General features: G+C 72.2%; 12 protein-coding genes. 4 read left to right on the top strand and 8 right to left on the bottom strand.

Annotation, left to right across the window (positions count from 1 at the left end; genetic code table 11):
* Positions 1-16: 16 nt before the first annotated feature.
* The 3 genes from VIM19_09400 (at position 17) to VIM19_09390 (ending at position 2,686) form a co-directional block, all read left to right on the top strand.
* Complete coding sequence (locus VIM19_09400; GenBank protein HEY5185095.1) at positions 17-775, top strand: glycerophosphodiester phosphodiesterase; 759 nt, start codon at positions 17-19, stop codon at positions 773-775.
* Between the two features lie 59 nt (positions 776-834).
* Positions 835-2,175, top strand: a complete 1,341-nt coding sequence (locus tag VIM19_09395) for an MFS transporter (GenBank protein HEY5185094.1) — start codon at positions 835-837, stop codon at positions 2,173-2,175.
* A gap of 121 nt (positions 2,176-2,296) precedes the next feature.
* A complete protein-coding gene (locus VIM19_09390; GenBank protein ID HEY5185093.1) occupies positions 2,297-2,686 on the top strand; it encodes an RNA polymerase-binding protein RbpA in 390 nt (129 codons plus the stop codon).
* A 37-nt stretch (positions 2,687-2,723) separates the two neighbouring features.
* Here VIM19_09390 and VIM19_09385 read toward each other — a convergent pair whose 3' ends face one another.
* From VIM19_09385 to VIM19_09350, 8 genes are all read right to left on the bottom strand, one after another.
* Positions 2,724-3,233 carry an FxsA family protein gene (locus VIM19_09385; GenBank protein HEY5185092.1) on the bottom strand — a complete coding sequence of 170 codons (510 nt, stop codon included), beginning with the start codon at positions 3,231-3,233 and terminating at the stop codon, positions 2,724-2,726.
* Positions 3,230-3,988, bottom strand: coding sequence for a polyprenol monophosphomannose synthase (locus tag VIM19_09380; protein ID HEY5185091.1), 759 nt, complete (start codon positions 3,986-3,988; stop codon positions 3,230-3,232). The genes VIM19_09385 and VIM19_09380 overlap by 4 nt, the downstream gene beginning before the upstream one ends.
* Positions 3,966-5,504, bottom strand: a complete 1,539-nt coding sequence (lnt, locus tag VIM19_09375; GenBank protein HEY5185090.1) for an apolipoprotein N-acyltransferase — start codon at positions 5,502-5,504, stop codon at positions 3,966-3,968. Before lnt ends, VIM19_09380 begins: the two co-directional genes overlap by 23 nt.
* Positions 5,505-5,779: 275 nt before the next feature.
* Positions 5,780-6,211: a hotdog domain-containing protein gene (locus tag VIM19_09370; protein ID HEY5185089.1), complete on the bottom strand. Its 432-nt coding sequence runs from the start codon at positions 6,209-6,211 to the stop codon at positions 5,780-5,782.
* Positions 6,208-6,963 (bottom strand): OAM dimerization domain-containing protein, encoded by a 756-nt coding sequence (locus tag VIM19_09365; GenBank protein HEY5185088.1) that lies wholly within the window; start codon positions 6,961-6,963, stop codon positions 6,208-6,210. Before VIM19_09365 ends, VIM19_09370 begins: the two co-directional genes overlap by 4 nt.
* Positions 6,960-8,528 carry a lysine 5,6-aminomutase subunit alpha gene (locus VIM19_09360; GenBank protein HEY5185087.1) on the bottom strand — a complete coding sequence of 523 codons (1,569 nt, stop codon included), beginning with the start codon at positions 8,526-8,528 and terminating at the stop codon, positions 6,960-6,962. Before VIM19_09360 ends, VIM19_09365 begins: the two co-directional genes overlap by 4 nt.
* Positions 8,525-10,135, bottom strand: a complete 1,611-nt coding sequence (locus VIM19_09355) for an amidohydrolase family protein (GenBank protein HEY5185086.1) — start codon at positions 10,133-10,135, stop codon at positions 8,525-8,527. The genes VIM19_09360 and VIM19_09355 overlap by 4 nt, the downstream gene beginning before the upstream one ends.
* Positions 10,132-11,217: a hypothetical protein gene (locus VIM19_09350; protein HEY5185085.1), complete on the bottom strand. Its 1,086-nt coding sequence runs from the start codon at positions 11,215-11,217 to the stop codon at positions 10,132-10,134. Before VIM19_09350 ends, VIM19_09355 begins: the two co-directional genes overlap by 4 nt.
* A 147-nt stretch (positions 11,218-11,364) precedes the next feature.
* Between VIM19_09350 and VIM19_09345 the strand changes: the two genes are divergently transcribed.
* Positions 11,365-12,388, top strand: a 1,024-nt coding sequence (locus VIM19_09345) for a lysine 2,3-aminomutase (GenBank protein HEY5185084.1), incomplete at its 3' end; no start/stop codon positions are given.

Here is a 12,388-nt window from a genome sequence, read left to right as displayed (position 1 = left end):
CGGCCAGGATGGGTGGGTGCACCCGTTCCTGGACCGCGGTGACCGGCCGCTGGCGTTCGTTCACCGCGGCGGTGCGAGCGAGGCCGCGGAGAACTCGGCCGGGGCCTTCCGCCGGGCCGTCGAGCTGGGCTTCCGCTACTTCGAGACCGATGTGCATGCGACGGCCGACGGCGTCGTCCTCGCCTTCCACGACGACCGGCTGGACCGGCTGACCGACGGCCGTGGGCTGGTGGAGCGGCAGACCTGGGCGCAGGTCTCGCAGGTCCGCATCGGGGGGACCGAGCCGATCCCCCTGCTGGCCGACCTGCTGGAGGAGTTCCCCGAGGCCCGGTTCAACATCGACGCCAAGCACGACGCTGCGGTCGCGCCGCTGGCCGACCTGCTGCTCCGGACGAGTGCCCTCGACCGGGTCTGCGTTGCGTCGTTCAGCGACCGCAGGCTGGCCCGCCTGGGTGCGCTGCTCGGCCCGCGGGCCTGCCTGTCGATGGGGCCGAGCGGCGTGCTGCGGCTGTGGCTCGCGGCGACCAGCGGACGGCGGGTGCCCCTCCCCCGCGCCGACTGCGCCCAGGTGCCGTTGCGTTTCGGGCCGGTCACCGTGGTGGACCGGCGGTTCGTGGACACCGCCCACCGGCTCGGGCTGCAGGTGCACGTGTGGACCGTCGACGAGGCGTCCGAGATGGAGCGGCTGCTCCGGCTCGGCGTGGACGGGCTGATGACCGACCGGCCGGCGGTGCTGCGCGACGTCCTGCGGGCGCGCGGGGCCTGGCCAGGCTGAAGGTCATCTTCGCCGTGCCGGTTCTCGCAATCGGGGGGCGGGCAGGACATCATGCGCACGTGGCTCAGGTGAACGAGTCCGTGCGACGGCGCGAACAGCACGGCTGGTACTTCTACGACTGGGCGAACTCCACCTTCTCCACCACGGTGGTCACGGTGTTCCTCGGTCCCTACCTGACCGACGTCACCAAGACCGCGGCCAGGTCGGACGGGTTCGTGTCGGTGGCCGGCCTCTCGGTGCGCTACAGCGCCTGGTTCCCCGCCATGGTCACCCTGTCGGTGCTGCTGCAGATCGTGACTCTGCCGGTCGTCGGGGCGCTGGCCGACCGGGCCAGGAGCAAGCGCCGGCTGCTGGCGGTGTTCGCCTACTCCGGTGCCTTCGCGACAATGCTGCTGGTCTTCGTGCGGGACGGCCGGTTCCTGCTCGGCGGTGCGCTGTTCGTGCTGGCCAACCTGGCGTTCGGCGCCTCGGTCGTGGTCTACAACGCGTTCCTGCCCGAGATCGCGCTGCCGGACGAGCGGGATGCCGTCTCGGCGCGCGGCTGGGCCATGGGCTACCTCGGCGGCGCCACCCTGCTCGTCCTCAACCTCGTGCTGTTCACCCTGCACGACTCGTTCGGGCTGACCGAGAGCGAGGCGGTGCGGATCTGCCTGGTCTCGGCCGGCGCCTGGTGGGCGCTGTTCACGCTCATCCCGCTGTCCCGGCTGATCGACCGGCCGCCGGTGCGACCGGTCTCGGCGGACGGCGGCGGGCCGCTCACGGCGGGCTTCCGGCAGCTGAGAGTCACCCTGCGCGACCTGCTGGGCTACCGGCAGACGCTGATCTTCCTGGTGGCGTTCCTGCTGTACAACGACGGGATCCAGGCCGCGATCGCCTTCTCGGCCACCTACGGCACCGAGGAGCTGGGCCTGTCCCAGCAGACCTTGGTAGTGGCCATCCTCGTCGTCCAGTTCGTGGCCTTCGCCGGGGCGCTGCTGCTCGGTCGGATCGCCCGCACCCGGGGCGCCCGGAACACCGTCCTGGGCTCACTCGTGGTGTGGACGCTCGTGGTCGCCTACGCGGCGATGGTGCCCAAGGGCTCAGCGGTGCAGTTCTTCGTCCTGGCGGTCGCCATCGGGCTGGTGCTCGGCGGCAGCCAGGCGCTGTCCCGGTCGCTGTTCTCCCAGTTCATCCCGACGGGCCGGGAGGCCGAGTACTTCGGGCTGTACGAGATCAGCGACGGCGCGACGTCCATGATCGGGTCGCTGCTCATCACGCTGGTGCTGCAGGTCACCGGGTCGTACCGGCTGGCGATCGTCGGGCTGGTGGTGTTCTTCATCGCCGGGTTCGCGGTGCTGGTGCGGCTGGATGTCGCCCGCGGGATCCGTGAGGCGGGCAACGAGGTCCCGGCCGTCATCTGACCACCCCTCCCGCGGGCCCGCGGTGTGGCGCAGGTCACCGGCTCGGGAATCTTGCGGGCCGCTCGCGCGTTTTCGGTTCTAGTGGCGCCGACGGTCGTCGGCTCCAGAGGAGGCGCGGACCATGAGCGAAGCCCTGCGCGGGACCCGGATGGGCGCGATCAGCTACGAGACCGACAACGACGTCGAGCTGGCCCCTCGCGAGCTGTTCCGCTACGACTGCCCGGCAGGTCACTCGTTCGTCGTGCCGTTCTCGGTGGAGGCCGAGGTCCCGGACAGCTGGGACTGCCGGTTCTGCCGTGCCAGCGCGCTGCGTCACGACGCCTCGCAGCCGCAGGCCAAGGCCGGCAAGAAGCCGCGCACGCACTGGGACATGCTGCTGGAGCGGCGCACCATGGACGACCTCGAGGTCCTGCTGGTCGAGCGGCTGGAGCTGCTGCGGCACAGCGGCGGCCCGGCCGGCGCCATGCACCCTAACTACCGCCGCGAAGGCGCTGCCCGTAAGTCGGCTTGAGCCCGGGTCGGGCCCCCCTCCCCCCTGGACCCGGAGCTCAGCTTGAGGGCGGCAGCCCTCGCGGTGGTTCGCCGTTGTCCGGTCGGTCCTCGCGGATGACCTCGCCCTTGATCACCTGGGGGTCCGACGTCGTGCGCTGCCACACGGTGAACCCGCCGGGGCCGGTCACCGCGCTGAACCGGCGGACGAACCAGGCGACGGCCGCCGTCTCGATCAGCCGGCGGGCGGGCGGCAGGAGCAGCACCAGTCCCACGGCGTCACTGACGAATCCGGGCAGGAAGATCAGCAGCCCGGCCGAGAACAGCATCGCGGCGTCGGCGGCCACCCTTCCGTCCGGCAGCTGGCTGCCGGTGCCGTTGGCCCGCAGCGCCGACCACCACGAGGCGCCGGCCCGGCGCATGACCGCGCTGCCCAGCAAGGCCCCGGCGATGAGCAGCAGCAGCACCCAGCCGAACCCGATCGCCTGCCCCACCTGCACCAGCAGGTAGATCTCCACCGCCGGTGCGACGATGAAGACGAAGAACAGCAGGAGGGGCACCGGGGTCACCCGCTCCGGCGCAGCTTCTTCACCCGTGACGCCACACCCCACTGGGTGACCCGCCACAGCGCCTCCGAGACGATGGAGCCGCTCATCTTGCTGGTGCCGTACTCCCGCTCGACGAACGTGATCGGCACCTCCACCACCCGCAGGCCAGCCTTCTGGGTCCGCCAGGCGAGGTCGACCTGGAAGCAGTAGCCGGCGGACGCGACGTCGTGCAGGTCCAGCTGCTCGAGGGTCTGCCGTCGGAACGCCCGGTAGCCGCCGGTGATGTCGCGGATCGGCACGCCGAGGGCCAGCCGGGAGTAGGTGTTTCCGCCCAGGGAGAGCAGCTTGCGGTGCGCCGGCCAGTTGACGACGCTGCCACCTTTGACCCAGCGCGAGCCCAGCACCAGGTCCGCGTTCTCCAGTGCGGTGAGCATCCGGGGCAGGTCCTCGGGGCGGTGCGAGCCGTCGGCGTCCATCTCCACGACCACGTCGTAGTCGCGCTCCAGTGCCCAGGAGAAGCCGGCCAGGTAGGCGGCGCCCAGGCCGTTCTTCCCGGGGCGGTGCATGACGTGTATGTGGTCGTCGACGGTGGCCAGCTTGTCCGCGATCTCCCCCGTGCCGTCGGGGCTGTTGTCGTCGGCGACCAGCACCTCGGCGCTCGGCACGGCGCGGCGGACCCGGTCCACGATCCGCTCCACGTTCGGCGCCTCGTTGTAGGTCGGGATCACGACCAGCACCCGGCCCAGGGGCTGGTCAGCCGGCGACGGTGGCGTCATCGGTGTGCGGGCTCCTCTCGCGGCGCGTGCGCGCGGTCGCGAGGACGGCGGCAACGACTCCGAGGGTACCTAGGATCCACTCCGGCCAGGCACCCACGCGGGCCGCGAGGGTCTTCCCCGTGCGCAACACCACTGCGCCGTCGTACGTCCAGCGCTCGAACTCGGCGGAATGGGCCACCAGGCGCCCGTCCGGCGCGACGACCGCGCTGATCCCACTGGTCGCCGCGACGAGCACGGTCCGGCCGAACTCCACCGCTCGCAGCCGCGACATGGCCAGCTGCTGCTCGGGCTGCCCGGTCCGCCCGTAGGTGGCGTTGTTGGTCTGGACGACGAGGATGTCGGCGCCGCCGGTGACCGTGTCGCGTACCACCGGGTCGTAGGCCACCTCGAAGCAGATCACGTCCCCCACGGTGGCCGGTCCCAGGGTGAGCACGCCAGGGGTGTGGCCCGCGGCGAAGTCCTCCGGGATCCGGTTGAACCGGGTGATGAACTTCGTGAGCACCGACCGGAACGGCAGGTACTCCCCGAACGGCACCGGGTGCCGCTTCGCGTAGGTCTGCCCCGGCCCGGTGCCGGGGCTCCAGACGATGCCCAGGTTGAGCAGGGTCTTCTCGTTGGCCGGGTTCTGCACCACGGCGCCCACCAGGGTGGGCGCGGCGATGGCGTCCACCGCGGTCTGGATGAGGGCCTTCGCTCCGGCGTCCCGGAACGCGTCGATGTCGGAGGAGTTCTCCGGCCACACCACCAGCTCGGGTGGGGGGCTGGTGCCGGCCCTGACCTGGGCGGCCAGGGCCATCGTGGTCGAGACGTGGTTGCGCAGCACGGCCTCGCGCTGCCCCAGGAAGTCCAGCCCGGCGCGGGGCACGTCGCCTTGGACGACGGCCGCCGTGACCGGTCGACCCTGGGTGGGCAGCGGGACCAGCAGACCGCCCAGGGCCACCGCGAGGGCGGCTGCAACGCCGGCCCCCGCGGTCAGCCAGCGGCGCCCGGCCACCGACACCACGCCCCAGGCCAGCAGCGAGCCGGACAGGGCCACCGCGAAGGTGACCAGCGGGCTGCCGCCCAACGCGGCGACGGCGGTGAACGGCGAGGCGTCCTGGGCGAACGCAAGCCGGCCCCATGGGAAGCCGCCGAACGGGATCCGCGCGCGGGCCAGCTCTTGGGCGACCCACAAGGCCGCCGTCCACACCGGCCAGCCGGGCAGCCGCTGCACCACGGCGAGGCCGGCGGCCATCGCCGTGACGAACAGCGCCTCCAACAGGGACAGCAGGATCCACGCGTCCGGCCCGATGACGAGCATCCAGCGCAGCAGCAGCAGGAAGAACCCCAGCCCGACCGCCAGACCGAGCACGGCGGCCCGCCGCGCGCCCAGGCCACGTACGAGCAGCGTGATGGCCGCCACTACTGGCACTGCAAGCCAGACCAGTCCGAACGGGGGAAAGGTCAGCGCCAGCAGCACGCCCACGAAGGGTGCGAGCCACAGCCGCACCGGGAATGACCACCGGCGGGACTCCACCGCGTGAGCCTAGATCACTTCTGGCGGCCGTGCCGTCATGGCAGAGGGCCCGGGCTGCCCTTCGGACCGACCTGGGCGCCGCAGGCTGCGGCGACCGGGCCGTTGTCTACTGGACAGCCGGGCCCTCTCCGAGTCGTATTCCCTGCCTCCCCGGGGCGCCTCCGATGGCATGTGGGGCGCGACATCCGGTCCTCAGGTCGACCGGTGAAGAACCTACTCCCGGCTGCTCCGTCACTGTCAACCGGATCGCCATGATCTGTTGTGACACAAGACGTTTACGTCCGATCGGAGGACTCGCTGGGTCGCTCTACGAACGTGTGGCCGGGGACGACCACGGTGCCGGTCGCGGTGGTGCAGACCAGCGGCTCGGCGAGCATCTCCGCGGCCGACGGGGACCGGTCCGGCCGGGCCCGGCAGACCACCGCGGCCCGAAAGGTCATCCCCCGGCTGCGGCGCCCGACCCGGGTGAGGGTCGCCGTGACCTCGAGCACGTCCCCGGCCTGGACGGCCGCGGTGAACTGCACATCGTCGTAGGAGGCGAACAGCCCCTCGTCGCCGTCCGTACGGACGCACAGCTCGGTGGCCACGTCGCCGAACAGGCCCAGCAGGTAGGCGCCGTCCACCAGGTTGCCGCCGTAGTGGGCGTGCGCATAGGGAACGTATCGGCGGTGCGTGACCGTGGTTCCGACCTCCGGCTGCTCGGTCATGACGCCCTCCTGTCGGTGTCCACTAGTGCGTGCACGAGGTAGCTCGCCACCTCGCCGGGCGTCGTCCCCTTGCCGAAGATGCGGTCGACGCCGAGCTCGGCGGCCTGCCGCTCGTCGAAGCGCGGGCCGCCCACGACGAGCAGCGGGCGCTGGCCGGCCGGGTAGGCCTCGCGGAACGCCGCGGACATCTCCCGGGTGTTGTGCAGGTGGGCGTCCTTCTGGGTGACCACCTGGGAGATCAGGACGGCGTCCGCCTTCGCGGCCCTGGCCCGCTCCACGAGGTCGGGCACCAGGACCTGGGCACCGAGGTTCACCACGGTGAGCTCGGAGTAGTACTCCAGCCCCTTCTGCCCGGCGAAACCCTTGATGTTGAGGATCGCGTCGATGCCGACGGTGTGCGCGTCGGTGCCGATGCAGGCCCCGACGACCACCAGCGGCCGGTGCAGGACGCGCTTGATGGCCGTGTTGACCTCCTTGGCGGACAGCAGCGGGAACTCCCGCTCCACCACGTCGACCTTGGACACGTCCACCAGGTGGTGCACCTTGCCATAGACGACGAAGAAGGTGAAGTCCGGGCCCATCCCCTTGGCGTGTACGACCATCGCCGGGTCCAGGCCCATGGAGTGCGCCAGCTGCAGCGCCGCGCCCTCGGCCCGCTTGTCGTGCGGCAGCGGCAGGGTGAACGACAGCTGGACCATGCCGTCGCCCGTCGTGTCGCCGTACGGGCGCACGATCCGCTTGGCGGCGCTCATCGGGCACTCCCTTCGAGGATCTCGGACGCCGGGTTGAGGTAGCCGGGGGCCTTCTTCAGCACGCCGTCCAGGCCCTTGCCGGCATCGGCCGGGCGCTTCATCAGGCCGAAGGTGCCGTCGCCGATCGCGTTGAGCAGCCCGTCATCCACGATCCGCTCGAGCAGCTCGACCGCCTCTCCCAGGACCTGGTGGGCGCGCCGCACGATGAACCCGTCCGACGCCGGCACGAAGTCCTCCCCCAGCCGCCCGGCCGCGTTGAACACGTACCGGACGTTCTGCAGGGCCAGGTCCCGGTCGGACAACCAGGGGGTCACCACGGCCTCGGTCATCATGCCGACGAGCAGGATGGACTGCCCGGTCATCGCCCCGGCCAGGTTGAAGAAGCCGTCCAGCAGGTAGCCGCGGAAGATGTCTCCGGTCATGTGCTTGGTCGGCGGCATCCACTTCAGCGGCGCCTTCGGGAACAGCTCGCGCGCCAGCAGCGCGTGGGCCAGCTCGAGCCGGAACGAGTCCGGCAGGTCTGGGTTGATCTCGAACGCGTGACCCAGGCCGAGCAGCTCGTCCGGCAGGCCAGCCTCCTTGGCGAAGTACTCGTTGAGCAGCTGGCTGACGGTGACCGTGTGCGCGGCGTCGACGGCGTCCGCGGTGGTCAGGTAGTTGTCCTCGCCGGTGTTGATCACGATGCCGGCCCTGGCGTGGATCTGCCGGCTGAACCGCTGGTCCACGAAGGTGCGGATCGGGTTGATGTCCCGGAACAGGATCCCGTACATCGAATCGTTGAGCATCATGTCCAGCCGCTCCAGGCCGGCCAGGGTGGCGATCTCCGGCATGCACAGGCCGGATGCATAGTTCGTCAGCCGCACGTAACGGCCCAGCTCGCGCGATGTCTCGTCCAGCGCGGCCCGCATCAGCCGGAAGTTCTCCTGGGTGGCGTAGGTGCCGGCGAAGCCCTCCCTCGTCGCACCCTCGGGCACGTAGTCGAGCAGCGACTGCCCGGTCGAGCGGATCACCGCGATGACGTCGGCGCCCTCGCGGGCCGCCGCCTGGGCCTGCGGGATGTCCTCGTGGATGTCCCCGGTGGCCACGATCAGGTAGATCCATGGCTTTTGCGGGTCCCCGAGCCGGGTGGTCAGCCGCTCCCGCTCACGGCGGTTGCGGTCGATCCGGGCGATGCCCTTGGCGACGGCCCGCCGGGCCGCGGTGGCCGCGCGGACGGCGTCCTTGCCCTCCGGGACCCGGAACGAAACCGAGCCGGCGGCGGCCTTCTGGGCCAGCACGGTGAGGTCGGGCGCGTCCTCGCGGAGCAGCGCGTCCCACACCGGCAGGGCCACGCCGTGCTCGAGCCCGCAGTCGGCGCGCACGGCGTCGACCAGCCGGTTCACCCACGGGATGCCCTCGACGTCCGCACCGGCCAGGCCGGACAGCCGCAGCACGGCCCGCTCGACGGACACGGTCGAGTGCGTGCGGGCCGTCCTCACGACCGGGGCGCCGGCCTTGCCGGCCAGCGACCGGGCCCGCCGGACGACGGCCGGGTCCAGCTCGAGCCGGGACCTGCTCGTGCTCATGCGGCTTCCTCTCGCTGATAGACGGTGCGACCGCGCACCACCGTGCGCAGGCAGGTGGGCAGCGGTGCCCCGGGGCTGACGTCGGGCAGGCCGGGGACGCCGGCCCGGGGGTCGGTCGACCAGGACGCGACCCGCTCGTCGGGGGTCTGGACGACGAGGTCGCCGGCGGCCCACACGGCGTAGGTGGCCGGGGCGCCCGGGGCGAGCACGCCCGCGTCGTCGAGCCCCGCGGCCCGCCAGCCGCCGCGGGTGTGCGCGGCGAACGCGGCGCGGACGGTGAGGCGGGACTCCGTGGTCTGGTGGAAGGCGGCCGCGCGGACGGTCTCCCACGGGCCCAACGGGGTCACCGGGGAGTCCGAGCCGAGGGCCAGCGGGAGGCCCGCGCTGGTCATGGCCGCGAATGGGTTCATGCCGCGGGCCCGCTTCGCGCCCAGCCGCTCGACGTACATGCCGTCCTCGCCACCCCACAGCGCGTCGAACACCGGCTGCACGCTGGCGTAGACGCCGAGCCGGGCCAGCTCGGCCAGGTGTCCGGCGTCCGGCATCTCCAGGTGCTCCAGCCGGTGCCGGGCGCTGCGGATGGCCGCCACCCCGACCACCTCGGCCGCCTCGGTGAGCCCGGCCACGACGGCGTCGGTCGCGCCGTCGCCGATCACGTGGAAGCCGGCCTGAAGCCCGGCGCGGGTACAGGCGACCACGTGGTCGCGCACCTGTGCGGCGGTGAGGTAGCCGTAGCCGGCGCCGTCCGCGTCGGCGTAAACGGTGCGCAGGTAGGCGGTGTGCGAGCCGAGCGCGCCGTCGGCGAACAGGTCCCCGGCGGCGCCGAGCGCCCCGAGCTCGCGGGCCCGTTCGACCCCGCCGAGCTCGCCCCAGTAGCCGAACACGTCCGGGCCGGGCTCCGCGGCGGCCAGGGCCAGCATGGCCGTGAAGTCGACCTCGGAGGAGATCTCCGGCCCGCCCAGCTCGTGGAACGCGCCGATGCCCAGAGCCGCCGCCCTGGCCCGGGTGGCCCGCTGCGCGGCGGTGCGCATGGTCGGGGTGATGGCGGCCATGGCGGCGGAGCGCGCCGCGTGGTGGGCGTCCCGGGTGAGCAGGCCGTCGTCGGACCAGCCGGGCAGCGCCCGCGCCTCCGGCAAGGCGGCCAGCAGCGCACTGGACGCCACCGCGGAGTGCACGTCGATGCGGGTGAGGTAGACGGTGCCGCCGTAGGAGGCGCGGTCCAGCTCCTGCCGGGTGGGTGGGCGGCCCTCGGGCCAGCGGGACTCGTCCCAGCCGTGCCCGAGCTGGACACCGACGCCGCGGCGCTGGCGGGTGAACCGCTCCAGCCGGTCCAGCGCCTCGGCCAGACTGGCCGTGTCGGTGAGGTCCAGGCCGGTCAGGGCCAACCCGGTGGACGTCGCGTGCACGTGCGCATCGACGAACGCCGGCGTGACGAGGGCACCGTCCAGCTCGACCACCTCGTCGAGCGTGCCGAGGTCCGGGAACGCCGCGTCGGCGGCGGCGTCCGAGCCGACCCAGGCCACCGTGTCGTCGACGACGAGCATCGCGGTGGCGAACGAGTCGGCCCGGGTGTGCACCACTCCCCCGCGCAGCAGGGTGCTGGTCATGCCTGCGTTTCGGCGTCCAGGCGGCCCTCGAACAGCCGGCGGACGCCGGGCTCGGAGCGAAGCACGTCCAGCGCATAGTCGGCGTGGCCGGGCGCGTACCCGTTGCCGACCAGCATGGTGACGTCGGCGGCGAGTCCCTCGGCGCCCAGGGCGGCCGTGGCGAACGAGGTGGCCATGGAGAAGAAGATCACCGTGCCCCGGTCGGCCGTGGACAAGATCGCGCCGTGCTCGCAGCCGGGGACGTCGACGCACACCACAGTGACGTCGGCCGGGCCGCCGAGCTGCTCGGCCACCGCCTGTGACACCTGGACCGGGTCCCTGGCATCGGCCAGTGCGACGGCGTCGGTGATCCCGGCTGCGCGCAGCAGCTGGGCCTCGTGCTCCACGGGGACCACGCCCACGGTCCTCGACGCGCCGGCGCGCCGGGCCGCGGCCAGCGCGAGCGAGCCGGACTTGCCGGCGCCACCGATGACGGCGACCGCGGGCGGGCGGCCAGTGCCGACGTAGTGCCCGACCACGCGCGCGGTCAGCGCGGGAGCCCCGCATACATCCATGACCGCCAGCGCCAGCCCGCGCGGCAGGTCGTCGGGCAGGTGCGCCGCGATGGAGCGACCGAACAGGATCGCGTACCCGTCGCACGGCACCTGCTCGGACCGCCCGTCCCAGCCCGCCAGACCGTCCTTGATGACCAGCGGGGTGAGGGTCAGCGAGACCAGGGTGGCGATGTGGTCGCCGACGGACAGGCCGAGCGACGACCCCGGGCCGACCTCCTCGACGACGCCCACGAGCATGCCGCCCGACCCGGTCACCGGGTTGTGCATCTTGCCGCGGCTGCGCACGATCTCGAGCACCTCCGCCCGGATCTGGTCGCCGTCCCCGTGGTGCTTGTCGAACAGCTGGCGGAAGCTAGCGGCGTCCAGGTTGAGCCGCTGCACCCGCACCCGCACCTCGTTCGGCCACAGCTCGACGCGGGTGTCCAGCCGGTAGGCGGCCTGGGGCAGCACGCCCCGCGGCTCGAGCACGCGGTGCAGGCCGACGGGCGACGGCGGGGACGACGGGGACGGCTGGGTCGACGCTGGCACGGTCAGATCCTTCCAGGCGGGAGACGGGGCGCGCTCACTCGGCACGCAACGGAAATCCTACGGTGACATGGTGGATTCACCGCAGATCCTTCTCTATTCTGGTGAGATTGCGTTGTCTGTGCGCCGTCGAGAGGATTCCCCGTGAGCATCGAGCAGCCGTACGTCTACCGCCGTCGACCCCTCGTCGAGCCGGACTGGACCCGGTTGCCCGGCTTCGCCGGCGTCACCCGTGAGGAGTGGGCGTCGGCGCAGTGGCAGCGCTCGCACTGCGTGAAGAACGTCAAGCAGCTGCGCGACCTCATGGGCGACCTGCTCGAGGATCGCTTCTACGCCGACCTGGAGCGCGACCAGGCCGAGCGGGCCACCATGTCCATGCTGGTACCGCCGCAGATGATGAACACGATCGTGCCGGTGTCCCACGACGGCGGGACCCCGACGGCGGCGCAGTTCACCGAGGCGTTCTACGCCGACCCGGTGCGCCGGTACATGCTCCCGGTGTTCAGCGACCGGCGCACCGACTGGCCCAGCCACCCGTACTCGACCCGTGACTCGCTGCACGAGCACGAGATGTGGGTGGCCGAGGGCCTGACCCACCGCTACCCGACGAAGGTGCTGGCCGAGCTGCTCAGCACCTGCCCGCAGTACTGCGGGCACTGCACCCGCATGGACCTCGTGGGCAACTCCACCCCGGTGATCGAGAAGTTGAAGTTCGACCTCAAGCCGGTGGACCGCTACGACGCGATGATCAGCTACCTGCAGTCCCAGCCCGGCGTGCGTGACGTCGTCGTCTCCGGCGGCGACGTCGCGAACCTGCCCTGGAAGAACCTCGAGGCCTTCGTGGCCCGGCTGCTGGACATCGACAACATCCGCGACATCAGGCTGGCCACCAAGGCGCTCATGGGGCTGCCGCAGCACTGGCTGCAGGACGACGTCCGGGCCGGCATGGAGCGGCTGGCCACCGTGGCCAGGGCCCGCGGCGTCCACCTGGCGATCCACACCCACGTCAACGCGGCGCAGTCGGCGACCCCGTTCGTGGCCGACGCGGCCAAGGCGATGATCGAGGCCGGCGTCCGGGACGTGCGCAACCAGGGCGTGCTCATGAAGGGCGTCAACGCGACCCCCGAGCAGCTGCTCGACCTCAGCTTCACGCTGCTCGACGAGGCCGGGATCA

It is taken from the genome of Actinomycetes bacterium, assembly GCA_036510875.1.
Lineage (GTDB): Bacteria > Actinomycetota > Actinomycetes > Prado026 > Prado026 > DATCDE01.
The sequence above is the reverse complement of the archived record's forward strand: the minus strand, read 5'-3'. Positions and strand labels throughout refer to the sequence as shown.

Excerpts from the sequence above, each read along its gene's own strand:
- VIM19_09390 (HEY5185093.1), top strand. The coding sequence starts at position 2,297 with ATGAGCGAAGCCCTGCGCGGGACCCGGATGGGCGCGATCAGCTACGAG.
- VIM19_09370 (HEY5185089.1), bottom strand. The coding sequence starts at position 6,211 with ATGACCGAGCAGCCGGAGGTCGGAACCACGGTCACGCACCGCCGATAC.
- VIM19_09365 (HEY5185088.1), bottom strand. The coding sequence starts at position 6,963 with ATGAGCGCCGCCAAGCGGATCGTGCGCCCGTACGGCGACACGACGGGC.
- VIM19_09360 (HEY5185087.1), bottom strand. The coding sequence starts at position 8,528 with ATGAGCACGAGCAGGTCCCGGCTCGAGCTGGACCCGGCCGTCGTCCGG.
- VIM19_09355 (HEY5185086.1), bottom strand. The coding sequence starts at position 10,135 with ATGACCAGCACCCTGCTGCGCGGGGGAGTGGTGCACACCCGGGCCGAC.
- VIM19_09380 (HEY5185091.1), bottom strand. The coding sequence starts at position 3,988 with ATGACGCCACCGTCGCCGGCTGACCAGCCCCTGGGCCGGGTGCTGGTC.